23 protein-coding genes and 3 tRNA genes are annotated in these 25,788 nt (G+C 72.8%); 10 read left to right on the plus strand and 16 right to left on the minus strand.

Features of this window, described 5'->3' with window-relative positions; genetic code table 11:
• Window positions 1-277: 277 nt before the first annotated feature.
• A tRNA-Lys gene (locus ACF09J_RS07000) sits at window positions 278-354 on the minus strand.
• A gap of 187 nt (window positions 355-541) precedes the next feature.
• Between ACF09J_RS07000 and ACF09J_RS07005 the strand changes: the two genes are divergently transcribed.
• The 4 genes from ACF09J_RS07005 to ACF09J_RS07020 all read left to right on the plus strand — a co-directional run bounded on the left by ACF09J_RS07005 (window position 542) and on the right by ACF09J_RS07020 (window position 4,339).
• The gene (locus ACF09J_RS07005) at window positions 542-1,834 is read left to right on the plus strand and encodes a peptidoglycan-binding protein (RefSeq protein WP_392304338.1); all 1,293 of its coding nucleotides are present in this window, start codon (window positions 542-544) and stop codon (window positions 1,832-1,834) included.
• A 73-nt stretch (window positions 1,835-1,907) separates the two neighbouring features.
• Entirely contained in the window at window positions 1,908-3,053 is a 1,146-nt protein-coding gene (locus ACF09J_RS07010) for an SPFH domain-containing protein (protein ID WP_392304339.1), read from the plus strand.
• 118 nt (window positions 3,054-3,171) lie between these two features.
• A complete protein-coding gene (locus ACF09J_RS07015; RefSeq protein ID WP_392304340.1) occupies window positions 3,172-3,777 on the plus strand; it encodes a lytic polysaccharide monooxygenase in 606 nt (201 codons plus the stop codon).
• A gap of 100 nt (window positions 3,778-3,877) precedes the next feature.
• On the plus strand, window positions 3,878-4,339 hold the full coding sequence (locus ACF09J_RS07020) for a DUF3592 domain-containing protein (RefSeq protein WP_392304341.1): 462 nt from the start codon (window positions 3,878-3,880) through the stop codon (window positions 4,337-4,339).
• A 42-nt stretch (window positions 4,340-4,381) separates the two neighbouring features.
• Here the strand turns inward: ACF09J_RS07020 and ACF09J_RS07025 are convergent.
• The 5 genes from ACF09J_RS07025 to ehuB form a co-directional block, all read right to left on the minus strand.
• A tRNA-Lys gene (locus ACF09J_RS07025) sits at window positions 4,382-4,455 on the minus strand.
• 133 nt (window positions 4,456-4,588) lie between these two features.
• Window positions 4,589-5,422, minus strand: coding sequence for an ectoine/hydroxyectoine ABC transporter ATP-binding protein EhuA (gene ehuA / locus ACF09J_RS07030; protein ID WP_392304342.1), 834 nt, complete (start codon window positions 5,420-5,422; stop codon window positions 4,589-4,591).
• Window positions 5,412-6,056 carry an ectoine/hydroxyectoine ABC transporter permease subunit EhuD gene (gene ehuD, locus ACF09J_RS07035; protein WP_392304343.1) on the minus strand — a complete coding sequence of 215 codons (645 nt, stop codon included), beginning with the start codon at window positions 6,054-6,056 and terminating at the stop codon, window positions 5,412-5,414. Before ehuD ends, ehuA begins: the two co-directional genes overlap by 11 nt.
• The gene (ehuC, locus tag ACF09J_RS07040) at window positions 6,053-6,796 is read right to left on the minus strand and encodes an ectoine/hydroxyectoine ABC transporter permease subunit EhuC (protein WP_392304344.1); all 744 of its coding nucleotides are present in this window, start codon (window positions 6,794-6,796) and stop codon (window positions 6,053-6,055) included. Before ehuC ends, ehuD begins: the two co-directional genes overlap by 4 nt.
• A gap of 15 nt (window positions 6,797-6,811) precedes the next feature.
• On the minus strand, window positions 6,812-7,711 hold the full coding sequence (ehuB, locus tag ACF09J_RS07045) for an ectoine/hydroxyectoine ABC transporter substrate-binding protein EhuB (RefSeq protein ID WP_392304345.1): 900 nt from the start codon (window positions 7,709-7,711) through the stop codon (window positions 6,812-6,814).
• 216 nt (window positions 7,712-7,927) lie between these two features.
• Here ehuB and ACF09J_RS07050 point away from each other — a divergent pair, with 216 nt between their 5' ends.
• The gene (locus ACF09J_RS07050) at window positions 7,928-8,422 is read left to right on the plus strand and encodes a DUF3830 family protein (protein ID WP_392304346.1); all 495 of its coding nucleotides are present in this window, start codon (window positions 7,928-7,930) and stop codon (window positions 8,420-8,422) included.
• Here ACF09J_RS07050 and ACF09J_RS07055 read toward each other — a convergent pair.
• Window positions 8,403-9,806 (minus strand): amidase, encoded by a 1,404-nt coding sequence (locus tag ACF09J_RS07055; RefSeq protein WP_392304347.1) that lies wholly within the window; start codon window positions 9,804-9,806, stop codon window positions 8,403-8,405. The genes ACF09J_RS07050 and ACF09J_RS07055 overlap by 20 nt on opposite strands.
• A gap of 18 nt (window positions 9,807-9,824) precedes the next feature.
• On the minus strand, window positions 9,825-10,772 hold the full coding sequence (locus ACF09J_RS07060; RefSeq protein ID WP_392304348.1) for a D-2-hydroxyacid dehydrogenase: 948 nt from the start codon (window positions 10,770-10,772) through the stop codon (window positions 9,825-9,827).
• Window positions 10,773-10,954: 182 nt separating this feature from the next.
• On the opposite strand from ACF09J_RS07060, the gene ACF09J_RS07065 reads away from it, so the two are divergent.
• The 4 genes from ACF09J_RS07065 to ACF09J_RS07080 all read left to right on the plus strand — a co-directional run bounded on the left by ACF09J_RS07065 (window position 10,955) and on the right by ACF09J_RS07080 (window position 15,256).
• Window positions 10,955-11,800 (plus strand): decarboxylase, encoded by an 846-nt coding sequence (locus ACF09J_RS07065; protein ID WP_392304349.1) that lies wholly within the window; start codon window positions 10,955-10,957, stop codon window positions 11,798-11,800.
• Complete coding sequence (locus tag ACF09J_RS07070) at window positions 11,797-12,528, plus strand: aspartate/glutamate racemase family protein (protein WP_392304350.1); 732 nt, start codon at window positions 11,797-11,799, stop codon at window positions 12,526-12,528. Before ACF09J_RS07065 ends, ACF09J_RS07070 begins: the two co-directional genes overlap by 4 nt.
• Window positions 12,529-12,713: 185 nt before the next feature.
• Window positions 12,714-13,868 (plus strand): glutathione-independent formaldehyde dehydrogenase, encoded by a 1,155-nt coding sequence (locus ACF09J_RS07075; protein ID WP_392304671.1) that lies wholly within the window; start codon window positions 12,714-12,716, stop codon window positions 13,866-13,868.
• Between the two features lie 296 nt (window positions 13,869-14,164).
• The gene (locus ACF09J_RS07080; protein WP_392304351.1) at window positions 14,165-15,256 is read left to right on the plus strand and encodes an LLM class flavin-dependent oxidoreductase; all 1,092 of its coding nucleotides are present in this window, start codon (window positions 14,165-14,167) and stop codon (window positions 15,254-15,256) included.
• Window positions 15,257-15,262: 6 nt separating this feature from the next.
• On the opposite strand, the gene ACF09J_RS07085 is transcribed toward ACF09J_RS07080, so the two are convergent.
• Complete coding sequence (locus ACF09J_RS07085; RefSeq protein WP_392304352.1) at window positions 15,263-17,320, minus strand: putative bifunctional diguanylate cyclase/phosphodiesterase; 2,058 nt, start codon at window positions 17,318-17,320, stop codon at window positions 15,263-15,265.
• A gap of 401 nt (window positions 17,321-17,721) precedes the next feature.
• Between ACF09J_RS07085 and ACF09J_RS07090 the strand changes: the two genes are divergently transcribed.
• The gene (locus ACF09J_RS07090; RefSeq protein WP_392304353.1) at window positions 17,722-19,059 is read left to right on the plus strand and encodes a M6 family metalloprotease domain-containing protein; all 1,338 of its coding nucleotides are present in this window, start codon (window positions 17,722-17,724) and stop codon (window positions 19,057-19,059) included.
• A gap of 127 nt (window positions 19,060-19,186) precedes the next feature.
• On the opposite strand, the gene ACF09J_RS07095 is transcribed toward ACF09J_RS07090, so the two are convergent.
• The 7 genes from ACF09J_RS07095 to ACF09J_RS07125 all read right to left on the minus strand — a co-directional run bounded on the left by ACF09J_RS07095 (window position 19,187) and on the right by ACF09J_RS07125 (window position 25,762).
• Window positions 19,187-19,260, minus strand: a tRNA-Lys gene (locus ACF09J_RS07095).
• Entirely contained in the window at window positions 19,251-19,889 is a 639-nt protein-coding gene (locus ACF09J_RS07100) for a bifunctional DNA primase/polymerase (RefSeq protein WP_392304354.1), read from the minus strand. The genes ACF09J_RS07095 and ACF09J_RS07100 overlap by 10 nt, the downstream gene beginning before the upstream one ends.
• Before the next feature lie 136 nt (window positions 19,890-20,025).
• Window positions 20,026-20,400: a hypothetical protein gene (locus ACF09J_RS07105; protein WP_392304355.1), complete on the minus strand. Its 375-nt coding sequence runs from the start codon at window positions 20,398-20,400 to the stop codon at window positions 20,026-20,028.
• A gap of 311 nt (window positions 20,401-20,711) precedes the next feature.
• A complete protein-coding gene (locus tag ACF09J_RS07110; RefSeq protein WP_392304672.1) occupies window positions 20,712-22,064 on the minus strand; it encodes an AAA domain-containing protein in 1,353 nt (450 codons plus the stop codon).
• 20 nt (window positions 22,065-22,084) lie between these two features.
• On the minus strand, window positions 22,085-23,689 hold the full coding sequence (locus ACF09J_RS07115) for a hypothetical protein (protein ID WP_392304356.1): 1,605 nt from the start codon (window positions 23,687-23,689) through the stop codon (window positions 22,085-22,087).
• Window positions 23,680-24,852: a hypothetical protein gene (locus tag ACF09J_RS07120; RefSeq protein WP_392304357.1), complete on the minus strand. Its 1,173-nt coding sequence runs from the start codon at window positions 24,850-24,852 to the stop codon at window positions 23,680-23,682. Before ACF09J_RS07120 ends, ACF09J_RS07115 begins: the two co-directional genes overlap by 10 nt.
• The gene (locus ACF09J_RS07125; protein ID WP_392304358.1) at window positions 24,764-25,762 is read right to left on the minus strand and encodes a phosphatase PAP2 family protein; all 999 of its coding nucleotides are present in this window, start codon (window positions 25,760-25,762) and stop codon (window positions 24,764-24,766) included. Before ACF09J_RS07125 ends, ACF09J_RS07120 begins: the two co-directional genes overlap by 89 nt.
• Window positions 25,763-25,788: the final 26 nt, after the last annotated feature.

Here is a 25,788-nt window from a genome sequence, read left to right on the forward strand (position 1 = left end):
CCCTCGGCGCGCGGGAGCCATGGCTCACCGCCCCGCCGGGCAACCGGCTCCTACAACCCCCCCCACACCCCCCAACATCCCCCGCACCCCCCAAGTGCCGCCAAAGAGGCGGCAGTTCGACATCCAGGGTTCTACGGTGCTCATCATGATCGCAAGACGCGAAACTCGGAGTTTACCGGCCATACGCGCGCATTGTGGGAAAGTCTCATGCAGAGGGATTCGGCAGCAAAAAAACGAAGGCGGGCACGGTCCCGTAGGACCGTGCCCGCCTTCGTCATGGTGCGCCGCCAGGGACTCGAACCCCGGACCCGCTGATTAAGAGTCAGCTGCTCTAACCAACTGAGCTAGCGGCGCCTGCTGACACCGTTCACTTTACATGACCTCCCCAGGCCTCCCGACCACCCGCGTCAGGCGCCGGGGCCCGGCCGGGCCGCCCCTGTACATCATTCGGACCGTCAATGTTCGCGCCCGGTGGACAGTTGTGGCAATGATCAACGTGCACAGATCGTGATATGTACCTATGAAGTGTGAGGGAGATCGCATGATGTCTCCGGTGTTCGATGACATCGACCCCGCGAGCGACTGCGACCGCCCCGGGCGCGTGCACGGACGTGGCCTCTTCCGTTCCCCGGCCGCCCGCACCCCGGCCCGTCCGGCCGCCGCGCACCGCGCGCTGGTCGTGGCGGCCGTCACCGCCGTCGCCCTCGGCGCGGGCCAGACGGTACCGGCGGCGGCAGCCGGCCACACCGCTCCCCGGCCGCCTGGGCCGCGGGCCGACCAGCCCCCGGGCGGCGGGTCCGGGACCCCGCAGGGCGGTGTGGGCGCGCTGTTCGGGGCGGACGGGCCGACCAAGGCGGGGGAGCAGACCGCGGCCGGCGCCACCACCCGGTCGCTGATCGTCGGCCGGGCCAGGAAGTGGGTGGACGCCCGGGTGCCGTACAACATGAACCGCTTCTGGCGCGACGGGTACCGCCAGGACTGCTCGGGCTTCGTGTCGATGGCCTGGAACCTGCCGCGCAACGAGTGGACGGGCAGCCTCGGCGGGTACGCGGTGCGGATCACCAAGGCGCAGCTCCAGCCCGGCGACATCCTGCTCTTCCACAACCCCGCCAACCCTCAGAAGGGCTCGCACGTGGTGCTCTTCGGCGGCTGGAAGGACCCGCGGCACATCTCGTACATCGCCTACGAGCAGGTGCCGCCGCACACCCGCCGCATCACCACCCCGTACGCCTACTGGACCAACTCCAAGCGGTACGTCCCCTACCGCTACAAGGGCGTGACCCGGGGCGTGGCCGGCCCCGCCGCGGCGTCTCCCGCGCCGTACCCGGGAGCGGCGTACTTCGGGCCCGGCGCCGACAACCCGCAGGTCGCCCGGCTCGGCCGGATGCTCGCCGCCCGCGGCGGCGCCTCCTACTACACCCGGGGGCCCGGCTCGCGCTGGTCGGAGGCGGACCGGCGGGCCACCCGGGCCTTCCAGCGGGCCCAGGGCTGGACCGGGGCGGCCGCCGACGGGCTGCCGGGGCCGGGGACATGGCGACTGCTGGTGACCGGGAAGGGCAAGGACATCAAGGCCGCGGCCCCCGCCTCGCACGGGGTGCCCGGCTATCCGGGACGGGGCAAGTTCCGGCCCGGCGCCGACAACCGGTACGTCACCGAACTGGGCCGCCGGCTCGTGAAGAAGGGGTACGGCCGGTTCTACCGGAACGGGCCGGGTCCGCGCTGGTCGGACGCGGGCCGGCGGGCCGTCGAGGCCTTCCAGCGCGCCCAGGGCCGGCGGGGCGGCGCGGCGGACGGCCTGCCGGGGCCAGAGACCTGGCGCCGGCTTTTCGCATGACCGCGGCCCCGGCGGGGCCGCCGATCCACCGTACGAACGTCTGAACCATCTGGCGCGGAGGCTGGAGGCAGGTATGAGTACGACCACGTCCCCCACACCCGAATCCGAGGGGTGCGAGGCGATGACGGCCCCGGACGGCCGGGCGGGCCGCGGGGTCCCCCGGCTCATCCAGAACGAGTCGACCACCGAGATCCCCGTCCATCTGCTGTTCCGCGACGATCCCGATCCGGCCTCGCCGCCGGTCAGGCCCGCGGTGGTGGGCAGCAGGAAGGGCACCGGCGAGCAGCCGCGGCTGGGGCGCGGGCGCCGGGTGCCCGCGCCGGCCCGCCCGGTGCCGGAGAGCTTCCCCGACCTGGCGGAGCGTCCGGCGCGGGTGCTGCCCGGGGCGGCCGGGGTGCTGGCCGGGGCCTGCGGGGCGGCGGGCTGTGCGCTCACCTCGTGGTGGGCCGGGGCGCTGCCGGACGTGGCGGCGCGGGCGCTGCGGCTGCCCGAGTCGGCGGGCGCCGGACTCGGCGGGCCGCAGTGGGCCGCGTACGCCGGGGCGGGGGCGCTGGCCCTGTTCGGCTTCGGCGGGCTGGCCCGGGGCGGGACCGGGCGGGCCTGGGTGCTCGGCCTGTTCGGCCGCTACCGGGGGACCGTCCGGCGCACCGGGCTGCTGTGGCTCAACCCGCTGATGCCGCGCCGGCGGATCGACGTCAGGCTGCGGCACTGGCGCAGCGAGCCGATGCCGGCCGCCGATCCGGGCGGGGTCGCGCTGCGGGTTGCGGTGCTGGTGGTGTGGCGGGTGCGGGACACCGCGCGGGCCACGCTTGCGATCGACGACCACGAGACGTATCTGCGCGAGTGCGTCGAGGCGGCGCTGGCCCGGGTACCGGTGGATCCGCCGGGCGCCGCGCGGGGCGGAACGGCCACCGCGGACACGCTGACCCGGCTGGTGACGCGGGAGGTGGCGGCGGTCGGTCTCGAGGTGTTCTCGGTCCAGCCGGTCCGGATCGAGTACGCGCCGGAGGTCGCCGCCGCCATGCACCGGCGCAGCGTCGCCGCGCTGGATGCGCAGCACCGGGCGACCGTGCTCACCTCGGTGGTGGACTCGGTGGAGGACACGGTGATCCGGCTGACCACGCGGGGCCTCGTCGAGCTCGACGACTACGAACGCAAGCTGCTGGTACGGGACTTGACGGTGGCGTTCTGCGCGGGGGGCCGGGAACCGGTGCCGTGACGGGCGCGGGGGAGGTCCCGCCTTTGGTATGGACATGTTCAAGTAACGGCAATAGCCTGAACTTGGTCTAGACCTGCACAGCTCACTGAACCTCCCCCACGTCTCCAGGAGCGGCAGTATGCGCACCAAGGCCAAGATCTCCGCAGCCGTGCTCGGCCTCGCGACCGCCGGAGCCTTCGTGCTCTCCACCGGCGGCGCGAGCAGCCACGGCTACACCGACCTGCCCATCAGCAGGCAGAAGCTCTGCAACAACGGAACCGTCGCCAACTGCGGCGACATCCAGTGGGAGCCGCAGAGCGTCGAGGGCCCGAAGGGCTTCCCGGCCTCCGGGGCGTCCGACGGGCAGCTCTGCTCCGGGAACAACACCCGGTTCAGCCAGCTCGACAGCCCCAAGACCCCCTCGGGCGGCGCCTGGCCGACCACCAAGGTCAACGGCGGCCAGAGCTACACCTTCCGCTGGCAGTTCACGGCCATGCACGCCACGACGGACTTCAAGTACTACGTGACCAAGCAGGGCTGGAACCAGAACCACGCCCTGACCCGCGCCGACCTGAACACGACCCCGTTCCTGACGGTGCCCTACAACGGACAGCGCCCGCCGTCCACCCTCAGCCACAGCGGCACCCTGCCCAGCGGGCTGAGCGGTCACCACGTGATCCTCGCGGTCTGGACGATCGCCGACACGGGCAACGCGTTCTACGCCTGCTCCGACGTCACGTTCTGAGCGCGGATCTGAGCATTCCCTGAGCCGCCGGACCGGCCGGCGTGGGTAGATTTTCCCCACGCCGGCCGATCAAGGCGGCACCGGAGTTCGGGGGGATCTCATGGAAGCGCTGTTCTACGTCGTGCCGCTGCTCATGATCGGCGCCGCGGTCTTCACCCTGACCAGGGTCCTCGGCCGTGCCCGTGAGGTGCGCGGCGCCTGGGGCAGCGGGCTCACGGCCGAGGCACGGTGTCTGCGGACGTACACCAGCACCAGTGGCGGCGGGGAGACCACGGTGAGCACGACGCTGCACCACGTGTACGAGTTCACCACGCGGGACGGCCGCAGCGTCCGCTTCGAGGAGAGCAACGGACCCGCGACGGTCGTCGAGGGCGACATCGTCACCGTGTACTACACGCCCCAGCGGCCGGAGCGGGCGACGGCCCACGCCCCGGCGCGCGGGAAGCTCGCGGCGGAGTCGGGCTGCCTGCTGGCCTTCCTGGGCGTCTTCATCACCGGCTGTGTGATCTTCATGGTCGTCGTCCACCTGTCCTTCTCGGCGGCGGACGCCTTCTTTCCGTGATCACGAGAAGGGCCCCTCGTGATCACGAGGGGCCCTCATCCGTGCGCCGCCAGGGACTCGAACCCCGGACCCGCTGATTAAGAGTCAGCTGCTCTAACCAACTGAGCTAGCGGCGCATGACTCCCGCCGTCCGCTTCCCGCGGTCGGCGACGAAGAAAATACTACCTGGTCCCCGGCGGTGCTTCGACCACCCCGGAGGCCGGGGGCGCCGATGCGGCCCGGAAGACCGCCGGCGCCCCCGAGCGGCCCCTACAGAACAGCGCTCAGGAACTCCCGGGTGCGCTCGTGGTCGGGGTCGCCGAAGAGTTTCTGAGGCGGCCCGGACTCGATGACCCGGCCCGAGTCGAACATCAGCACCTGGTCGGAGATGTCCCGGGCGAAGTTCATCTCGTGGGTCACGCAGAGCAGCGTGATGTCGGTGGTGTGCGCGATCTCCCTCAGCAGGTCGAGCACGCCGGCCACCAGCTCCGGGTCCAGGGCCGAGGTCACCTCGTCCAGGAGCAGGATCTCCGGCCGCATGGCGAGCGCCCGGGCGATCGCCACCCGCTGCTGCTGGCCGCCGGAGAGCTGGGAGGGATGGGCGTCGATCTTGTCCGCGAGCCCGACGAGGTCGAGGAGTTCGCGGGCGCGCTCCTCGGCCTCCTCCCGGCCGATCCCGAGCACGTTGACGGGCGCCTCCGTGATGTTCTGGAGCACCCTCATGTTCGGGAACAGGTTGAACTGCTGGAAGACCATCCCGATCTTGCGGCGGATCCGGCGCAGATGCTTCTCGTTCGCCGGCCGCAGGGTCCCGTCCGGTCCTGGCATGTGGGACAGTGGCTCGCCGTCGACGTGGATGACGCCGTCGCTGACGCGCTCCAGCGTCATCAGCAGCCGCAGGATGGTCGTCTTCCCCGAGCCGCTCGGCCCGATCAGCGTCACGTGCTCACCGCGCTGGACGGCGAAGTCCAGACGGTCGAGCACGACATGATCACCGAAGCGCTTGACCACCTGGTCGAAGCGGACCAGATCCGCGGGCGGCGCGTCCCGCGTCACGTTCTCGGGCGCCTGCGGCGGCGTCTTCTGCAAAGGGTCAGTGGCCAAGGCGCTTCTCCAGCTTTCTCATCAGAAGCGAGGTCGGATAGCTTGCCGCCAGGAAGAACAGGCCCGCGAGGGTGAACGTCTCGGCGTAGGTGAAGTGGTCCGCGCCGTACTCCCGGGCCTTGGCGACCATCTCCTGGACCGTGATGACGGCCAGGAACGGGGTCTCCTTGAACATCGAGATGCCGTAGTTGCCGAGCGCGGGCAGCACCTTGCGCACCGCCTGCGGCAGGATCACGGCCTGCCAGGTGCGGCGCGGCGACATGGACAGCGCACGGCAGGCCTCCCACTGGCCCTTCGGCACGGCGTCGATGCCCGCCCGGTACACCTCCGAGAGGTAGGAGGCGTAGTGGATGCCGAGCACCGCGACGCCGATGGTGAGCGGGTCCACCGTGTTGAAGACCGCGTAGGCGCCGACGAGCTGCACCAGCAGCGGGGTGGACCGCACGAACTCGGTGACCGCCCGCACGGGCACGGTGACCAGCCGGGTCGGCACCCGCCCGGCCACGGCCACGAGCAGGCCGAGGACGGCGGCCACCGCGGTGCCGAGGACCGTCGCCAGCAGCGTGGTCATGAAGCCGTGCCACAGCAGCGGCAGCGAGTCGCGGACCGCGCCCCAGTCCCATGCGTAGTTCACGAGGCGCCTCCCGCCATCTCGGGCTCGCGCGCCGACTCGGCGCTGCGGCGGCGCAGCAGGGAGCGGCGGTCCGTGTGCAGGCCGAGCCGGGACTTGGCGTGCCGCTCCAGGGCGTTCATCAGCAGGGTCAGCGCGTAGGCGAGGACGAAGTAGATCACCAGCAGGGTCAGATAGGCCCAGGTGGTCGCGCCGGTGCGGTCACGCATCTGCTGGACCACCGTCGTCAGGTCGGCCGCGGAGATCAGCCACAGCAGCGGGGTGCACTTCAGCAACTGGATCAGCAGGTTCGTGAACGAGGGGATCATCTGCACCCACGCCTGCGGCAGGATCACCCGGCGCATGCGCTGCAGCGGCGTCATGTTCAGCGCGACGGCGGCCTCCCACTGCGCCTTCGGCACGGCGTTCAGGGCGCCGCGCACCACCTCGGAGCCGTAGGCGCCGTAGTTCATGCCGAACGCCACCACGCCGCAGAACAGCGGCGACAGCTCGTACCCGGCCAGCAGCGGGAACGCGTAGTAGAGCCAGAAGAGCTGGACGTACAGCGAGGTGCCGCGGAGGAACTCCACGACCACCCGCGACACGCCGCGGGCGAGCAGGTGACTGCTGCCTGCCGCGAAGCCGAAGACGAAGGACAGGGCGAGCGCGACGACCGAGCCGAGGACCGTGGCCTCGACCGTCACAAGGAGCCCCGACCACACGGTGGACACGTGGTCGAAGAAGTACGAGTAGAAGTCACCCATGGACAGGCGGCCCCGTCAGCCCTTGCACAGGTCGGCGGTCTTCAGGTCCGCCGGCGGGATCGTGTCCTTGCCGAACCCGTACTCCCCGACGAGCCGCACGTACCGGTCAGGATCCGCGGTGATCTTCTTGAGCTGCTCGTCGAAGGCGTCCCGGAGCTCCTCGCTGCCCTTGCGGAAGACGGCGCCGCCCGGGCTGTACTGCTTCACACCGTTCACCACCGGCACGAACGACTCGGTGACCTCCACCTTCGGGTTGGTCCTGGCCAGCCAGCGCAGCGAGATGCCCGTCAGCACGAAGGCGTCGATCCTGCCCTGCGCGACCGCGTCCGCGCCGTCCTGCGGCTTCTGCAGCGTCCGTATGCCGCTCTCGGAGATCCCGGCGGCGGTGACGTAGCCCTTCTCCACCGCGCCCGACATCACGCCGATGGTCGCCCCGGCCGACTTCGCGGAGGCGAGGTCGGTCAGGTTCTTCGGATTGCCCTTCTTCACCATCATCGCGGTGGGCGAGACGAACTCGGGCTCGGAGAACAGCGCCTTCCGGCAGCGGTCCGGGATGATGGCCATGCCGGCGCTGATCACGTCGTACTTGCCGGCCTGGAGTCCGGGGATCAGACCGTCCCACTCGGAGAAGGTCGGCTTCAGCTCGTCCACTCCGAGGGCCTTGAAGATCTCTCTGTGCAGCGTCGGCGCCTCGCCCTTGAGCTGCCCGCCCTCCTCGAAGCCGTACGGGGCCTCGTTGGCGTAGGCCACCTTCACATAGCCCTGTTTCTTCAGCTGTTCCAGCTTCGAGCCCTTGCCGTCACCGCTGTCCGTCTTGCTGCACGCGGCCAGCAGCCCGGGGACGGTGAGCATGCCGCCCACGGCCGCCGTCCTGGTCAGAAAGCCCCGACGGGACAGGTTTGGGAACTCGGACATGGACACTCACCCTCCAAGAGAGCCTCGTCGGCTCGGGCCCTTCGCGGATAGTGGTGGCACCTGCCCGCTCTGAGTGGTCTATGCGGGTGGACATGGGGATGTGATCCAACGGTGTCCGGGCGGATATCGTTCCGTTGTCCGGACGCGGAGGCGCGGGGCGGGTGTGAACTCCCGTGCCCCGGGCAGACGGGCCCTCAGTGACCGCGAGGAGGCGCCATGGCGGAACGCCACGTCGAAGTCGCGCTGGAGAAGCGCGGAATCCGCTGCACCGCACGGCTGTTCGACGACCGGGCGCCGCGCACCTGCGCCGCCGTCTGGGACGCGCTTCCGCTGAGCGGGGACGTCTACCACGCCAAGTACGCGCGCAACGAGATCTACGCCCTCTTCCCGCCGTTCGCCCGGGCGGAGCCACCGCTGGAGAATCCGACGGTCACTCCGATCCCGGGCGATCTGTGCTACTTCTCCTTCACCGGCGCCGAACTCGGCACGCAGGCCTACGGCTACGACCGCGTTCCTGGCGCGGGGCCGACCGTCGTGGACCTCGCCCTGTTCTACGAGCGCAACAACCTCCTGCTCAACGGTGACGTCGGCTGGGTGCCCGGCATCGTCTGGGGCCAGGTCACCGAGGGCCTGGACGCCATGGCCCAGGCATGCAACGACCTGTGGCGCTCGGGTGCCGCGGGGGAGACCCTCAGCTTCCGGCGGATGTGAGCCGGGTCGCCACCCCCGCCTCGTACAGGGCGTGGGCCGTCCGCAGCACCAGGTCGTCGCGGTGCCGCGCGGCCACGATCTGCAGGCCGACCGGCAGGCCCTCCTCGTCCGTGCCCACCGGCACGGACGCCGCGGGCTGCTGGGTCATGTTGAAGGGGTACGTGAACGGCGTCCACCCGGTCCAGCGCCGGTGCCCCGAGCCCCTCGGCACCTCCGCGCCCGCCTCGAACGCCGTGATCGGCAGGGTCGGCGTGACCAGCAGGTCGTAGCTCTGGTGGAAGTGGCCCATGACGCGGCCGAGTTCCATGCGCGCGTCCACGGCCGCCAGGTAGTCGAGCGCCGACAGCCGGGCGCCGGCCGCGCAGATCTCCCGCAGCCCCGGATCGAGCAACTTCCGCCGCTGGGGCCCCAGATGCTGCACGACACGGGCCGCACCGCTGAACCACAGGGTGTGGAAGGCCTCCACGGGCTCGGCGAAGCCGGGGTCGCTCTCGGTGACGTACGCGCCGAGGTCCGCCAGCCCCGCCACCGCCCGGCGCACCGCCGTGGCGACCGCCGGACGCACCGGCACCTGGCCGCCCAGGGACGGCGAGTAGGCGACCCGCAGCCCCCGCACCCCGCCGGCCAGCGCCTCCGTGAACGAGCCGGCGGCCGGTCCGAGCGCCGACCAGTCCCGCGCGTCGGGCACCCCGATCACATCGAGCAGCAGCGCCGCGTCCGCCGCGTCCCGGGTCATCGGACCCACGTGCGACAGCGTGCCGAAGGCGCTGGGCGGATACAGCGGGACCCTGCCGTACGTCGGCTTCATCCCGAAGATCCCGCACAGCGCCGCCGGGATGCGCACGCTGCCGCCGCCGTCCGTGCCCAGCGACAGCGGGCCCGCGCCGAGCGCCACGGCCGCCGCGCTGCCGCCGCTGGAGCCGCCGGCGGTGCGGGACGGGTCGTGCGGGTTTCGGGTGATGCCGGTCAGCGGTGAGTCGGTGACGCCCTTCCAGCCGAACTCGGGGGTCGTGGTCTTGCCGAGGAAGACCGCGCCGTGCTCGCGCAGCCGGGCCACCGACGGGGCGTCCTCGTCCCAAGGGCCCTCCTCCGGCACGGTCCTGGAACCGCGCAGGGTCGGGTGGCCGCGCAGCAGCAGGATGTCCTTGACGGTCACCGGCACCCCGTCCAGTCGCCCCGACGGCCGCCCGCGCCGCCACCGGTCCTCCGACTCCCGGGCTCTACGGAGGGCGTCCTCGGCGGTGATCCGGACGAACGCGTTCACCCCCGGCTGGATCCGCTCGGCCCGCTCCAGGGCCGCCCTGGTGGCCTCCACCGGGCTGAACTCGCCCTTGCGGTAGCCGTCGAGCAGTTCTCCCGCGGTCAGCTCGGTGAGCTCGGTCATCGCGCCTCCAGGCAGGGGTCAGTGTCCCGGTACGTACCCACGTCGCTTGTCGACGACGTTCGGCAGCGGCTCGCCCGCCTCCCAGCGGCCGTACAACTCGACGAACTGGGCCGACAGCTCGTCCCGCCAGTCGACCGTGTCACCGCTCATGTGCGGGGACACGACCAGGCCCGGCACCCGCCACAACGGGCTGTCGGGCGTGAGGGGTTCGTGCTGGAAGACGTCCAGGGCGGCACCCGCGATCCAGCGGTCCGTGAGCGCCCGGACGAGCGCGTCCTCGTCGACGAGCTGCCCCCGGCCGACGTTGACGAAGCGCGCCGAGGGCTGCATGAGCCCGAACCGGCGGGCGTCGAACATGCCGCGGGTCTCCTCGGTCAGCGGGGCCGCGGCGATCACCCAGTCGGCGCGCGCGACGAGCCGGTCCAGGTCCTCCGGGCCGTGCACACCGGCGCGCGCGGTACGGCCGACGACCGCCGCCCGCACCCCCAGCGCACCCAGCGTGCGGGTGATCGCCCGGCCGATCGGGCCGGAGCCCACGACACACGCGCGCGTACCGGCCACCCGCTGCGACTCGCGGTGCCGCCACCGCCCCTCGCGCTGGAGGTCCAGGGTCCGCGGCAGGTCCTTGGCCAGGGCGAGGACGAGCGCGGCGACGTACTCCGCGATCGGCTCGTCGAACACGCCCCGCGCGTTGGTCACCACCGTGTCGGACGCCGCGAGTTCCGGACACATCAGATGGTCCACGCCCGCGCTCGCCGTGTGCACCCAGCGCGGCCGCGGCCCCTCGCCCGGCCAGGCCTCCCGGACCGCGGTGGAGGCGAAGTCCCACACGAGCAGCACGTCCGCCCCGGGCAGCCGCGCGGCCAGCCCGGCCGCGTCCGTGCGCACGATCCGGGCGCGGCCGGTGAGCCGGCCCAGACGCGGCGGCGGATCGTCGTCCAGGACAAGCAGGACGGGGACACTCATGGCGGTTCGTTTCTCGAAAGGGACGGCCGTCCGACGTGCACGGATTGACCACGCTCGCACCCGAATCTACCTTCGTCAACACGGGCGCCCGTACGGACGGTTGCTCTCTGCTGTCCCACCGTGTCGTTCACCTGCCGTCAGTGGCGCCCACCCGTCTCCCGCACGTGAGGCAGGTGTCTGCCATGGACGCCACGAACGACATGAACGGCACGGGGATCGCCTTCCTCGGCGGACCCTGTCCGCAGCGCGGGGTCGGGGTTGTCGCACCCTTCGACTTCGCGCTGGACCGCGAGCTGTGGCGGTGGGTGCCGGACGAGTTCTCGCTGCATCTGACCCGGACGCCGTTCGTGCCGGTGGAGGTGAGCCTGGACCTGGCCCGGCTGGTCAGCGAGCACCGGACGCTCGACGCCGCGGTGCGCGCCCTGACCGCCGTCACGCCCGAGGTCGTCGCCTACGCCTGCGCCTCGGGCAGCTTCGTCGGCGGGATCGCCGGTGAGCGCGCCCTGTGCGCGGCCATGACACGGGCGGGCGCGGTGGCCGCGGTCACCACCTCCGGAGCCCTGCTCGAGGCGCTCACGGAACTCGGCACCCGGCGGGTGGCGCTGGTGACCCCCTACACCGTGTCCTTGACGCGCTCCCTTCAGGACTACCTGGCCGAGGCCGGCGTCACCGTCACCGGATGCGCGTACATGGGCCTGACCCGGCAGATCTGGAAGGTGCCGTACCGCGGCGTGGCCGACATGGCCCGCCGCGCCGCCCGCCGCAACCACCCGCAGGCGCTGTTCCTGTCCTGCACGAACCTGCCGACCTACGACGTGATCCCACAGCTCGAGGCCGAACTGCGCATACCGGTGATCTCGGCCAACCAGGTCACGATGTGGGCTGCGCTGCGCCGGCTGGGTACCCGAGCCGTGGGGCCGTACCAGGCGCTGCCCTCCGGTGTGCCTCCCGCGCCGCCCAGGCCGCGGCACGAGGACGGCGGCGCCTGGCCCGTACTGTCCGACGAACCGCAGGAAGGCAGGCCATGACCGCACTCGGATTCCTCTACCCGGGCCACTCCGCAGAGGACGACTATCCGCGCATCGAGCAGCTCCTGGGCAGCAACATCCGGGTGGACGTGGTCCACACCGAGATCGGCGAGGACGCGCACCGGGCGGACGCCCTCCACGAGATGGGCGCTCCCGAGCGTCTCGCCCGGGGTGTGGCGGAGCTGCGGCTGTCCGGCGCGGAGGCGGTGGTGTGGGCGTGCACCAGCGGCAGCTTCGTACGCGGCTGGCAGGGCGCGCACGAGCAGGTCCGCGCGCTGGCCCGGGCGGCGGGGACACCGGCCTCCTCCACCTCGTTCGCCTTCGTGCACGCGGCGGCCGAGCTCGGCGCCCACCGGGTCGCGGTCGCGGCGACCTACCCGGAGGACGTCACCGGTCTGTTCACGGACTTCCTGCACGCCGGGAAGGTGGAGGTGGCCGCCGCCCGCAGCGCCGGGATCGTCACCGCGGCCGAGGTGGCCACCTGGGGCGAGGCGGAGATCCTGGCCCTGGCGCGGGAGGCGGACGTCCCCGAGGCGGACGCGGTCCTGCTGCCCGACACGGCCCTGCACACCGCGTCCCACCTGCCCGCCCTGGAGAAGCACCTCGGCAAGCCCGTCCTCACGGCGAACCAGGTGACCGTCTGGGAGGCGCTGCGGCTCACCGACCGCCGGGTCAACGCGCCCGCTCTGGGCGCGCTGTTCACGCGGGAGCCGATCGTCCAGGTGTGACCCGGGAGCGGTTGCGGTCGCGGTCGCGCGGGCGGACCCTGGAAGTGTCCGGCGGTGCAGCGAGAACGCCCGGGGTCCGGGACGACCGACGCCCCCGCCTTCCTGTGTCATCCCCCTGGTTGGTGTCCCCCGGCAACGCCCGTGGTCGCCGCCGTCGTCCAGCGTTCGACGCGGAGGTGACCCAGGTGAAAGCCGTCGTCTACGAAAAGCCCTTCAACGTCACGGTGAGGGACGTCGACGATCCTCAGATCCAGCACCCGAACGATGTGATCGTACGCGTCACGTCCACCGCGATCTGCGGGTCCGACCTGCACATGTACGAGGGCCGCACGGCCGCCCAGTCCGGCATCGTCTTCGGCCACGAGAACCTCGGCATCGTCGAGGAGGTCGGGGACGGCGTGACGTCGCTGTCCCGGGGCGACCGGGTCGTGATGCCGTTCAACGTCGCCTGCGGGTTCTGCAAGAACTGCCTCGCCGGGAAGACCGGGTTCTGCCTCACGGTGAACCCCGGCTTCGCCGGAGGCGCCTACGGATACGTGGCGATGGGCCCCTACACCGGCGGCCAGGCCGAGCGGCTGAGGGTGCCGTTCGCCGACTTCAACTGCCTGAAGCTGCCGCCGGGCGACGAGTTCGAGACCGACTTCGTCCTGCTCGCCGACATCTTCCCGACCGGCTACCACGGCTGCGAGCTCGCCCAGGTGAAGCCCGGCGAGTCCGTCGCCGTCTTCGGCGCCGGACCGGTGGGCCTGATGGCCGCCTACTCGGCGCTGCTGCGCGGCGCGTCGAAGGTGTTCTCGGTCGACCGGGTGCCCGAGCGGCTCGCCAAGGCGGAGGAGATCGGGGCCATCCCCATCGACTTCACCAAGGGCGACCCGGCCGAGCAGATCAAGGAGATGACCAACGGCGAGGGCACCGACAAGGGTGTGGACGCCGTCGGCTACCAGGCCCAGTCGCACAAGGACGTCAGCCACGAGGAGCCGGCCGTCGTCCTGAACACGCTCGTCATGACGGTACGGCCCACCGGCATGCTCGGTGTACCGGGTCTGTACGTGCCCTCCGACCCGGGCGGACCCGACGAGCACGCCAAGCACGGCCAGCTGCTGGTCTCCATCGGCAAGATGTTCGAGAAGGGCCAGCAGATGGGCACCGGCCAGTGCAACGTCAAGCAGTACAACCGGCAGCTCCGCGATCTGATCATCGCCGGGCGCGCCAAGCCCAGTTTCGTGGTCTCCCACGAGCTGCCGCTGACCGACGCGCCCCAGGCGTACCAGAAGTTCGACAAGCGGATCGAGGGCTACACCAAGGTGGTCCTGCACCCGGGCCACGCGCTCGCGGCATGATCGCGGGCTGAGAAAACCGGACGGGATCCTCCGCCCCGGGCCCGACGGGCCCGGGGCGGAGGCACGGGGTCCGGCGTCCGGGGACGGAGCCTCGCGCCCCCGGGGGGTCCGGGGCGGAGCCCCGTGGCGGTTCCCGGGAATTCGACCGAGTCGGGTGGCGGGGTCCGGGGCGGAGCCCCGTGGCGGTTCCTCGGAATGCGACCGAGACGGGTGGGTGGGCGGGAAAGGAACAAACGGCAGCGGCACCCGGTTGACCCCGATCAGGAAAGTGAACGGTCAACCAGCTGGAGGCACTCGTGGCGGGCGACGAGATCAGGGGCACCACACAGGGGACCGCCCCGGTCCCCCTGTCCGTACTGGACCTGGTGACCGTGGGCGCGGGCCACACGGCCACCGACGCACTGCGCACCAGCGTCGCCCTGTCGAAGACCGCGGAGGCCCGCGGCTACCACCGCTACTGGGTCGCCGAGCACCACTCGATGCCGGGCGTGGCCTCCTCCTCCCCGGCCGTGATCCTCGCCCACCTCGCCGCCCACACCGACCGCATCCGCCTCGGCTCGGGCGGCGTCATGCTGCCCAACCACGCCCCGCTGGTCATCGCGGAGCAGTTCGGCACCCTGGAGGCCATGGCGCCCGGCCGGGTCGACCTGGGCCTCGGCCGCGCCCCCGGCACGGACGGCGCCACCGCCGCCGCCCTGCGCCGCACCGACCTCCCCAGCGACCGGGGCGTCGACGACTTCCCCCAGCAGCTCGCCGAGCTGATCCGGTTCCTCGACGACGACTTCCCCGACGGCCACCCCTACCGCCGTATCCACGCCGTGCCCGGCCCGGTCCAGGCGACCTCGCCGGGTGGTGTGCAGTCCCCGCACCGCCCGCCGGTCTGGCTGCTCGGTTCCTCCGGCTTCAGCGCCCGCCTGGCCGGCACGCTCGGCCTGCCGTTCGCCTTCGCCCACCACTTCTCCGCGCAGAACACCGTCCCGGCCCTCGACCTCTACCGCGACTCGTTCCGCCCGAGCGCAGTGCTCGACGCCCCGTACGCCCTCATCGGCGTCGCGGCCCTCGCCACCGAGGACGAGCGCGAGGCGCGCCGCCAGGTGCTCGCCGCCGCCCTGAACATGGTCCGGCTGCGCACCGGCCGCCCCGGCCTCGTGCCCACCCCGGAGGAGGCGGAGGCCTACGAATTCAGCCCGATGGAGCGGGAGTTCGTCGACTCCTGGAACGCCAACGTCGTCCACGGCACCCCCGACGAGGTCCGCTCCGGCCTCGACGACCTGCAAAAGCGCACCGGCGCCGACGAGTTGATGATCACGAGCAACGCGCACAGCGGCGCCGTACGCCTGCGCAGCTACGAACTCATCGCGGACGCCTACGGACTGCCGGCCGCCTGAGCGGGCTCAGACGCGGCCGCCCAGCAGCTCGGAGATGCGGTCGGGCGACACCGGCCGGGAGTACAGCCACCCCTGCCCGGTGTCGCAGCCGATCCGGCGCAGCCTGCTCGCCTGGTCGGACGTCTCCACGCACTCGGCGGTGACGGTCAGCCCCAGCCGGTGCGCGAGCTGGATCATCGCCTCCACGATGACCTCGTCCGCGGGACTCGGCCGGCTCGCCGCGCCCTCCGGCTCCTCGTGCTGGAACCCCCGTACGAAGGAGCCGTCCAGCTTCAGCGCCGACACCGGCAGACGGCTGAGGTAGGCGAGGTTGGAGTACCCGGTGCCGAAGTCGTCGATGGCGATGTGCACGCCCATGTCGTTGAGGGACCGCAGCGCCTCGAGCGGCCGGCCGGCCGAGCCCATCACGGCCGACTCGGTCAGTTCGAGCTGGAGCAGGTGCGGCGCGAGACCGGTCTCGGCGAGCACCTCGGCCACGTCCGAGACCAGGTCGGAGTCCCACACCTGGCGCACGGCCACGTTGACGCTGACGAAGATCGGCGGCTCGTCCGGGTGGTCGAGCTGCCAGCGGCGGGCCTGGTGGCAGGCGGTGCCCAGGATCCAGCGGCCCAGCGGCACGATCGAGCCGTCCTCCTCCGCCAGCGCGATGAACCGATTCGGCGTCAGCGTGCCGAACTCCGGGTGCCGCCAGCGGACGAGTGCCTCGACCCCGCGCAGCCGCCCGTCCTCCATGCCGACCAGCGGCTGGTACTCCAGGGCGAACTCGCCGCGTTCGACGGCCGCGCGCAGGGTGGAGACCAGGGCCTGACGGGTCATGCGGTGCGCGTTGCGCTCGGGGTCGAACAGGGTCCAGCGGGCCTTGCCGTCCGCCTTCGCCCAGTACAGCGTCGTGTCGGCGGCCTGCATCAGCGCGGTGGCCGACGAACCGGCCGCGTGCCGCTCGACCACGCCGATGGACGCCGACACCGACAGGCGCCGGCCGGCGACCTCGAACGGTTCCTGGAGTGCCGAGAGCACCGACTCGGCCAGTTCCGCGAGCTGCTCGGTGCCGGTCGAGTCCTCGACGAGCAGCGCGAACTCGTCGCCGCCGAGCCTGGCCACCAGCGGCGTGCTCGTCCGGCCGTGCCCGGCCGCGTCCGCGCACCGGGTCAGCCGTTCGGCCACCGCGGCGAGCAGCCGGTCGCCGATGCGGTGGCCAAGGGTGTCGTTGACCGCCTTGAAGCCGTCCAGGTCCAGGTAGCACAGGCCGACCCGGCCGCTCCCGCCGCCCTCGTACGGCTCCGTCTCCAGCGCGGCCGACAGGCGCTCGAAGAACAGGGTGCGGTTGGGCAGGCGGGTCACCGGGTCGTGGTTCTTCAAGTGCCGCAGCCGGGCCTGGAGTTCACGCCGGGCGCTGATGTCGGTCACGGACAGCAGCACACCCGGGGAGCCGGGGGTCAGCGGTGCGACCGTCACCTGGACCCACAGCCGGTGGCCGTGGGGGTGCTTGAGCCGGCGGGCGCAGCGCATCCGGGCCTGCCGGCCGCGCAGTACCTCGTCGTAGGCGTGCCGGGTGCGGGCGTCGGAGGCCAGGTCCACCAGATCGGCGGCGGGCCGGCCGGTCAGTTCGTCGGGGGCGGTGCCGAGGAGCGCGCCGAAGGTCTCGTTGGCGCTGACGACCAGGCCTTCCTCGTCGACGACGGCCATCGCCAACGGCGCCGCGGAGAAGGCGGACCGGAAGGGACGCTCGGCTCCGGTGTCCTGGGTGGAACCAGGAATGGGGTCAGGGGCGGTGCCGGCCGGTGCCGGCCCGAGCAGGTCCATGACGGCGGTGGGCGCGGATTCGGCCAGGACGGTGAATCGGGGGGCGGCGGGGGCCGGTTCCGCCATCGGGGTGAGGCCGAGGGCGGGCAGGAGCTCGGCGGGACCGGTGCCGCAGGGCGCGGGCGCGGTGGGGGCGACGGCCCGCTCGACGGCGGCGGCCGCGACCGGGTCCGTACCCGGAGGCCTCGCGGCATCACTCTCCGTGACAGTAGGTCGGATGAGGTCTGCCGCGGGCGTCGGCCCTTCGGACGTTCCGCTCACCGCTCGCTCCCGCAGTGCACTCGGTCTTCTTTTCGGTCTCGTCGGGTGGTCCGCCGAGTGGTGGACGGCGTACCGGCCCGTGTCCGCGCAGGAAAGTGCAGGGAAAGTGTGTCGATCATAGATGCCGTCGGCGAACCCCTTCCAGCCACTCGCCTGTCCCGCGCGGCGACCGGCCACTCACCGAGATCGTTTTCGACCACACATGGACGAGGTCTTTCTACGGCTGACCACCTGTGACGTTCCGTGAGCGGTCCCGAGGTGCTCTTTCCCCAGGCCCCTTTCGGACCGTCCTGCCGTGAACTCGCCTCTCTCACCCTTCCGGTGCAGACAAACAAGGCATACCTCTACAAACTCCCACAGGCTGGGTTCGGTGTCCCGCGAACCGCCTCCGGAGGTCCCCCGTGCCGCGTCAGCTGCCCCCGAAGGCGCTGGGCCATGACGCCCGCAGGGCGCCGAACCGGGCCGGGGCACGCCCCAGGCTGCGCAGCACCGCGGCCGTGCTCACCACCATGTCGGCGGTCGCCGCCACCTCGATCCTGGGCGGTCCCTCGGTCGCCGAGCCGTTCTCCCCCGCGGCCTGCGCCCTGCAACGCACGGACGCCCACCACTCGGAGGGGCTGGACACCTGGAACCCCGCCTACGTACGGCCGACCCGGACGCTGAACGCCGTCCTGGTGTTCCTGTCCTTCCCGGACTCCACCCCGCGGACCACCCCGGCCGAACTCGCCGCCGACCACTTCCCGGCCACCAGCCGGTACTACGAGCAGGCGTCGTACGGCAGGTTCACCCTGCGCCCCCACCCGCTGCGGCGCTGGATCCGGATGCCGCGCCCGTCCACCGCGTACGCCATGCACCGGGACTGGAACGCCCGGGACCGCACCGCGTATCTGCGGGACGCGCTCGCCGTGTCCGACCCCGAGGTCGACTTCTCGCGCTACGACGTCGTCTACCTCGTCGCCGACCCGGACGCGCCCGGCGTCGACTCGGACGCGACGAAGGTCGTCAATCTGGACACCCCGCTGGTGGCCGACGGCAAGGAGATCCGGCGGGTGGTGACCGTCTTCGAACGGCACCCGCCGGACCGGCTGGTGCTCGCCCACGAGTCCGGGCACGTCTTCGACCTGCCCGACCTGTACCACCGGCCCGCGGACGGCAAGGGCGACTGGGACACCTACGTCGGGGACTGGGACCTGATGGGCAGCCAGTTCGGTCTGTCGCCCGACCTCTTCGCCTGGCACAAGTGGAAGCTCGGGTGGCTGGACCCCCGCCAGGTGACCTGTGTGCGGGGAGGCGGGCCGACCCGGCTGACCCTGGAACCGGTGGAGGTGGGCCCGGCGGGAGCGAGCCCGTCGGATGCGGGTTCGTCGGTGACGGCCGCCGCCGGGTCGCCGCTGTTCGGGCTCGGCGGCGGAACGAAGCTGGTGGTGGTGCGGACCGGGAGCGACAGCGTGCTGGCCATCGAGGCGCGGGCCTCGATCGGCAACGACGTGACCGGGTGCCGGCAGGGGGTGCTGGTGTACCGGGTGCGCAGCGGGGCGGCGTCGGGGGGCGGACCGATCGAGGTGATCGACGCCCATCCGCACACCGAGGCCTGCGAGGAGTCCTCGGTCCAGCCGGCGCTCGCCGACGCCCCGATCGACGTGGGGGAGAGCTTCACCGTGCCGGGCGACGGGGTCCGGGTGGAGGTGGAGAACCGTACGCCGTCCGGCGCGTACACCGTCAAGATCACGTCTGGCTGACATCCCCGGCCACGGAAGCCAGGGGGTGTGGGTGGCAGAGCCCCCGCAACGCGCTGCGAAGCCGCGCGAGAACAGCGATGGCGAGGCCGTTCGCGCTTTCCGCGAACCTGCCTCGCCATCGTCATCGTGCGCCGCCAGGGACTCGAACCCCGGACCCGCTGATTAAGAGTCAGCTGCTCTAACCAACTGAGCTAGCGGCGCCTGCTGACGTCGTAGACCTTAGCATCCTGGTCGCTGGGAGGAAAAATCGATATCCGCACCGCCGCGCGGGCGGCCCGTACGGCCGCCCAGAGCATGATCTCCGGGCCCGGCAGCCAGGGGTGGCGGGTGTCCGGGGCGACGAGCCAGCGGGAGGCCGGACGTACGGGCGGGGTGTCGCCGGACAGGGCCGGGAGGGTCACCGCGTCGCCGTTGCCGTGGCACAGCAGGGGCGGGATGCCCTCCTTGCGGCCGTCCTCCCGGCCGCGTGAGCCCCACTCCTCCCACTCCAGCAGCGACGGCAGCCGGTGCGCGGTGCCGGATGCGGCGAAGAGCAGCATCCGCCCCCGGTGAACGGCCACCGGCCCCGACCCGGGGCCGTCGTCCCACAGCCGGTCCAGCATCCGGCGGCCGAAGATCGCGGGCACGTTCACCACGTCGAAGACGGTGCCGCAGGGCAGTACGAGCGGCGCGTCCGGCCGCTCCCGCCAGAGGGCGAGCGTGCTGCGGGGATACGCGCCCGCCGAGGCCAGCCAGGCGGCGCCCTCCGCGGTGACGCCCGAGGCGTCGGAGCGGTGGCCGGCCCACTGGTCGAGGTGGTCGACGAAGGGTTCGTTCCCTGTGCGGCTCATGGCGGATACATCTACCCGCTGTGAGGGGGCGATTCCCCAGAGTTGCGGGAAATCGGGACACGCGACGGGGGGTGGGGGTATCTTGCCTGCCCGGCATATGCCAGAGCCGGGCAGCGTGGACGCGAGGCGCGTGGGGTCAGACCGGGTCGGCCGGGTTGGCGTGCACGCCGCCCTCGGCTCCGCTCAGCAGGTCCCGACCGAACTCCACCATCTTCTTGGCGTAGTCCTCGGTCCAGTCCGCCCGCTCGGCGATGGCCGCCGGGGTCAGCCGGTCGAACCGCCGCGGGTCGGCGAGCTGCGCCGCCGCGATGGCCTGGAACTCCACCGCCCGGTCGGCCGCCGCGCGGAACGCGACCGTCAGCTCCGTCGCCCGCGCGAGCAGCGCCCGCGGATCGTCGATCGACTCCAGGTCGAAGAAGTGCTCGGGGTCGGCGGCCGCCTCGGCGGGCTCGAAGAGCAGGGGCGCGGGGCGCAGCCGCGGTTCGTCACGACGCGGCGTTGGCTCCGCCATGTCTCGACCTCCTCGTACGGTTCGGATGACACCGCCCTGCGAAAGGGCCACCCTCCATTGTGTCCCGCGAACGCAAGGCCCCGACCCCGCCCCACCCGCAACTTCTCGGGGCCGCCGGGCTGCCGCGCCCGCAGCGTGCGTCAGGGGACGCGGTGTTCTCGCAGGTGGGCCAGTACCGCGTGGTTCGCCTCCCAACCGTCCGGGCTGTGTTCGTGGGCCGCCTGCGGCGGCGTGCCGGACTCCGTCCGGTGTAGGGCGGGGTGGCGGTCGTGGTTGTCGTGCCGCTTCGGTCGCCGCGCCCGGGGGGCCGGTCAGGGTCGCCAGGGGACGCGGTGTTCTCGCAGGTGGGCCAGTACCGCGTGGTTCGCCTCCCAACCGTCCGGGAACTTCACCGTCACTCCCAGTTGGACCGGTTCCGTGGACGGGTGGTCGTCCAGGAGGTCGGTCACGCCGGCGCGGCAGACCACGACGCAGGCGTGCCGGTGGCGGGAGGCGAGGACGCACAGGCGGCCGGTCTCCAGGTGGAAGGCGGTGGCGTCGGGGCGTCCGGACAGCGGGTGCAGGACGACCGTGACGTCGAACTCACGTCCCTGGAGCCGGTTCGCCGTGTCCACGGTGACATCCGTCACGCCCAGTTCCGCCAGCGCCGCCCGCACGGCGGCCGCCTGGTCGCGGTGCGCCGTACCGACGGCGATCCGGTCGGCGGTCAGCGGCGCCGGATCCGGCGACCGCTCCGAGACGGCCGCACCGCCCCGCTCCAGCAGCCGCCGTACGACCGCCGCCACCGCCCGCACCGCCTCCGGATCGGTGCGCGGAGTGTGCCGCGCGGGCAGCTCCAGCAGGCCCCAGCCGGACTCGGCGGCCTCGTCGAGCACCCGGTCGGGACCGGAGCCGTCCGAGGGGACCGCGAACGTCAGCCGCCGGTCCCCGGCCGACGTGCCGCTGCGGAACGGCGTGTACGGGTAGAACGCGTCGGAGACCAGCGGCGCCGCCGACGCCGGCAGCCGCCAGGACACCGGCAGCCGGTGCTGGGGCAGCCGCGGATTGTGGGCCAGCAGCGTCGTCACCGCGGACGCCGACGGGTCGTAGGACAGCCCCGCCCACTGCTCGCTGCCGACGATCGCGAACGGGTCGAGCTGACCCGGATCGCCCACGAACAACGCCCGCTCGAACAGCCCGGCCACCGCGAGCAGGGCGTCCGAGCGCATCTGGTACGCCTCGTCGACGATCGCGTGCCGCCACGGCTCGTCGACCTTCACATGCGCCCACTTCGCGGCGGTCGACAGGACCACGTCGAGTCCGGCGAGGTCGGCGGCCTTCGCCGACTTCCGCACGTTCGGCAGGTCGTCGAGCGCCTTGTCGTACGGGTCGGTGTCGCTGCTGTGCAGCCGGCCCACGGGCACTTCGGGGTTCTTCTCCGCCAGCCGCAGCACCAGGTCGTCGACCTGGGCGTTGGTCTGCGCGACCACCATCAGCGGCCGTCCCGCGGCGGCCAGCTCCAGCGCCGCGCGCACCACCAGCGTCGACTTCCCGGCGCCGGGCGGGGAGTCGACGACGACACCGCGGTGCGCACCGTGCAGGGTGTCGCGGAGGATCGCGTCGGTCGCGCGGGCGGCCGCCGCCCCGGGATCGAAGGGCGTCCGGAGGCCGGCGGGGCCGGCCACGGGGTCCTGGGCGGTGGCGGTCACAGAAGATCCTCCTCGGTCACCGGGTCCGGGGCCTCCGGCGTGCTCTCCTCGCCCGGCGGGCCGCCGTGGGTCCATGGGGTCTGCTCCGGGTCGGGCAGCTTCGCGCCGCCGCGCTGCTCGTGCTCGAAGAGCGTGAAGCACAGGCGGTCGCCCTTGTCCGGCACGGAACCGGCCGCGGGCTCCTTGCCGCGGCCCATCCTGTCCAGGATCCGCAGGACGACGAGCGTCCCCTCGGCGGTGTCCTCCTCGCAGGCGACGAACTCCGCCGACTGCGGCTTGCCGTCCAGCGACCGGTACACCCTGGCCCGCTCGCCCAGGTGCGGCCGGTCGTCGGTGCGCACGGTGACCAGCGGGCGCGGACTGGGCCGCCTGCCCTCGCTGTAGGCCATGACGACGTCCGTGACCTCGCCCGCGAACGCCTCCCCGGCCAGCCGCCGCCCCGCCATGACGAGCGGGTCGTCCAGAGCCTCCTGGGCCTCCAGACGGGCCTGCTCACGCTCGCGCGTGGCCAGCTTGTTCGCCGCGGTCACCGCGTCGTCGCGGCGCGGCTGCGGCGGTTCCCCGGCCCGCACCCGGTCGCGGTGGCCGGTGAACGACCAGCGGTCGCGCGTCCAGCGCTCCTCGGCGTGCCCGCCCTCGGGCAGTGTCCGCAGCAGGTCCAGGCCGCGCCAGACGGTGTCCCAGGTGGGTCGGGCGCACTGCTCGATCAGGTCGCGGATGTGCCGCTCGGCCGCGGTGAGGGCGCCGAGCCGCGCGTCGGCCTCCATGCCGTCCTCGGCGGCGGCGAGCGCGGTCCGGGCGCGGTCGTAGCGCTCGATCGCCGGTGCCAGCAGTCTGTTGTCGAAGGCCGGGTCGGTGGCGGGGCCCGCAGGCGGGCACTCCAACTGGCCGTCGGCGGTGCGCGCGAGCTCGGCACGCAGCGCGGCCTCGGCACCCGACGCGCCGTCCGGCGGGGCGATCCACGCCAGCAGCGCCCCCAGGTGCTGGTCCTCCAGGCTGGACTGGCCGGTCGTCCAGTGCTGGGCCAGCAGATCGGTCATCGCCGGCAGCAGCGAGGAGCCGGGCACCCGGGCCCGCTCCCCGAAGTGGGTCAGCCACCGCCCGAGCAGCGGCACGCGCGGCGGCGCCGGATGCGGGGTCTCCGGGTCCTGCTCGGCGGTGCGGCGAAAGCGCATCGAACGTCCGAGCAGCCGTACGAAATCGACGCCCGCGCGGCTCGGCACGATCAGCTGGGGCGCGTCCGCGCACAGCTCCACCTCGACCTTGACCCGCTTGCCGCTCTCCGGGTCGGTCTCGCTCCGCTCGGCGGCCTCGACCGTGTCGGCGTAGGAGTCGATGTACGGCAGGACGACGTCGGCCAGTTCGGCGAGGAACGCGAACCGCAGGTCGCGGTCGCGCGGCTGCGGCACGGCCAGCAGCCGCGGCGCGTCACGGTCCGTGCCGACCAGCGCGCCGAGCGGGGCGCCCGCCTCACCCGCGGTGGTCAGCGGCACGAACACCAGCGGCTGCTCCGACAGATGCCGGTGCCGGACGGTCGCGGCGGGCTGGGCCCGCCCGGACCGCACGGCCTCCAGACGGCCCAGGGTGGCGATCAGCGACACGCCGCCTCCCGCCCGGCCGGCTCCAGGGCCTCGGCCCGCAGCGCGGCGGCCCGGCGCAGGGCGGCCACCGCCGGGTCGTCCGGGTCGCCCGCCTCGCCGTGGGCGGCCGCGAGCACGTCCTCGACCGTCGACAGGCCGCCCAGGTCGGCGCGGACCGAGCGGCCGAGCGCCGTCACCGCGCCCCGCTCGCGGGACCGGGCACGGCAGTGGAAGGCCAGCTCGCACGCGGCCAGGCACTCGGGCGCGTACGTCGCCGGGACCGCCTCCACCGCGGCCGTCAGCTCCTCCGGGGACAGCTCGGGGGAGAAGCACACGCCCTCGGGCAGGGCGTCTGCGATGTCCTCGACGCGGGTCAGCCGGGTCAGCTGGCGGGCGGTCACAGCGCGCTGCTTGCGGACGTCGACGGCCGACGCGGTGGGCAGGTTGGAGAAGTCCTTGGGGCACACCAGGAGCACACGATGCCGCACGCGCGGGGCGGGGTCGAGGCGCGCGGCGACGTCCTCCAGCGCCAGCACGTACACCGCCGACTGGCGGGCGGCCGCGCCCACCTTGGCCGGGTCGGCGGAGCCGTCCAGCATCGGGAAGGACTTGATCTCCACCACCGTCCAGCTCCCGTCGGGGTGCACCACCACCGCGTCCGGCTCCAGGTGAACGGGCGAGCCCGCCACCTCCAGGGCGAGCATCGGATGGTCGAGGAGCGTCCAGGCACCCGCGCGCGTGGCCTCGCGCAGCGCCAGCGCCGTACGCGCCGTACGCCCCTCCGGGCCGACGGCGCTCAGGTCGGGCATCCGGCCCTCGTGCGGCGGTTCGGCGCCCGGGTCCAGCCTGGTGTGCGCCAGTGTCAGCAGCTCGGCGCCGCCGTCCGCCTTGACCCGCGCCTCGAACGCGTTGCCCCGCATGAAGGCGAACTGCGACTGCCCGAAGACGGCGGGCGCGCCCAGCGCTTCGGCGAGCGCCGCCTTGTCCACGCCCGCGCCGTCCAGGACCGCGCGCCGTCCGCAGCCGGGGTTCGCGGCCAGCGCGGCCAGGGCACGGGCGTCGAGCGCCCGGGGCGGTACGCCGGGACCGCGCAGCTCAGCGAGCCTTCCCCAAGCTCTCGACTTCGCTCGGGCGGGGGAGGCCCCAGGCCGGAGCGCCGTCTCCCGCGTCCTCGGGGACGGCATCCGGTTCGGCTCCGGGACCGAACCGTGCTTCGCGCTGCCGTGGAATTCGCTCACCCGCCGAAGTCTGGCATCCGCCACTGACAATCGGGGAACCCGCGGCACCGGAGTCCCCCGTGACGGCCGTGGCGCCGGGTGTCAGCAGTGCCTTGGCGCGGTCCGCGCCCCGCATCACGAACGGCGCGAGCAGCATTCCGGCCCCCATGACGGCCACGCCCGCGACCGCGTCCAGGAAGTAGTGGTTGGCGGTGCCCATCACGACCAGCGCGGTGAGCAGCGGGTAGGCGACGCCCGCCGCCCTCGCCGTGCGCGTGCCGCCGTGGCGCCACAGCATCACCCCGCACCACAGGGCCCAGCCCACGTGCAGGCTCGGCATGGCCGCGTACTGGTTGGTCATGCCGCCCAGGCCACGCGGCGCGCTGGCCTCGCCGCCCCACCAGCCGTACGCGCTGTACTGGGCCATCGTGTCCACGAACCCGTGGTCCGGGGAGAGCAGACGGGGCGGGCAGGTGGGCAGCAGGGTGAAGCCGATCAGTCCTATGAACGTGGACGTCATCAGCCAGGTGCGGGCCGCCCGGTAGTGCGTGGTGCGCGCCCTGAACAGCCACACCAGGATCACGGGGGTCACCAGGTAGTGCAGCGACGCGTACCAGAAGTCGGCGGGGACGCCGAGCCACGCCTCGCGCGTGAACAGGCGGTTGAGGGGGTGCTCCGCGTTGAGACCCAGCAGCTTCTCGACGCGCAGGATGGCCAGGCCGTGGTCGACGGCCGTGGAGACGTCGCCCCGGGCCAGCAGCCGGCCCGCCGAGTAGCAGCCGTACACCAGCAGTATCAGCGGCAGCTCGGTCCACCAGCGCAGCCGGTTGTGCGGGGCCGTCCCGGTGCGCCGTGCCGGTGCCTCGGTCTGCGGCATCCGATGCCCTCCCCCTTCGTCGCTGC

The sequence above is a fragment of the Streptomyces sp. NPDC014889 genome (assembly GCF_043081205.1).
Taxonomy (GTDB): domain Bacteria; phylum Actinomycetota; class Actinomycetes; order Streptomycetales; family Streptomycetaceae; genus Streptomyces.

What these genes read in the sequence shown, in the direction of transcription:
- ACF09J_RS07125 (WP_392304358.1), bottom strand. Translation starts at nt 25,762, where the DNA reads ATGCCGCAGACCGAGGCACCGGCACGGCGCACCGGGACGGCCCCGCAC.
- ehuB (WP_392304345.1), bottom strand. Translation starts at nt 7,711, where the DNA reads ATGTCCGAGTTCCCAAACCTGTCCCGTCGGGGCTTTCTGACCAGGACG.
- ACF09J_RS07020 (WP_392304341.1), top strand. Translation starts at nt 3,878, where the DNA reads ATGGAAGCGCTGTTCTACGTCGTGCCGCTGCTCATGATCGGCGCCGCG.
- ehuC (WP_392304344.1), bottom strand. Translation starts at nt 6,796, where the DNA reads ATGGGTGACTTCTACTCGTACTTCTTCGACCACGTGTCCACCGTGTGG.
- ACF09J_RS07120 (WP_392304357.1), bottom strand. Translation starts at nt 24,852, where the DNA reads ATGCCGTCCCCGAGGACGCGGGAGACGGCGCTCCGGCCTGGGGCCTCC.
- ACF09J_RS07070 (WP_392304350.1), top strand. Translation starts at nt 11,797, where the DNA reads ATGACCGCACTCGGATTCCTCTACCCGGGCCACTCCGCAGAGGACGAC.
- ACF09J_RS07065 (WP_392304349.1), top strand. Translation starts at nt 10,955, where the DNA reads ATGGACGCCACGAACGACATGAACGGCACGGGGATCGCCTTCCTCGGC.
- ACF09J_RS07100 (WP_392304354.1), bottom strand. Translation starts at nt 19,889, where the DNA reads ATGAGCCGCACAGGGAACGAACCCTTCGTCGACCACCTCGACCAGTGG.
- ACF09J_RS07055 (WP_392304347.1), bottom strand. Translation starts at nt 9,806, where the DNA reads ATGACCGAGCTCACCGAGCTGACCGCGGGAGAACTGCTCGACGGCTAC.
- ACF09J_RS07010 (WP_392304339.1), top strand. Translation starts at nt 1,908, where the DNA reads ATGAGTACGACCACGTCCCCCACACCCGAATCCGAGGGGTGCGAGGCG.
- ACF09J_RS07050 (WP_392304346.1), top strand. Translation starts at nt 7,928, where the DNA reads ATGGCGGAACGCCACGTCGAAGTCGCGCTGGAGAAGCGCGGAATCCGC.
- ACF09J_RS07060 (WP_392304348.1), bottom strand. Translation starts at nt 10,772, where the DNA reads ATGAGTGTCCCCGTCCTGCTTGTCCTGGACGACGATCCGCCGCCGCGT.
- ACF09J_RS07005 (WP_392304338.1), top strand. Translation starts at nt 542, where the DNA reads ATGATGTCTCCGGTGTTCGATGACATCGACCCCGCGAGCGACTGCGAC.
- ACF09J_RS07015 (WP_392304340.1), top strand. Translation starts at nt 3,172, where the DNA reads ATGCGCACCAAGGCCAAGATCTCCGCAGCCGTGCTCGGCCTCGCGACC.
- ACF09J_RS07105 (WP_392304355.1), bottom strand. Translation starts at nt 20,400, where the DNA reads ATGGCGGAGCCAACGCCGCGTCGTGACGAACCGCGGCTGCGCCCCGCG.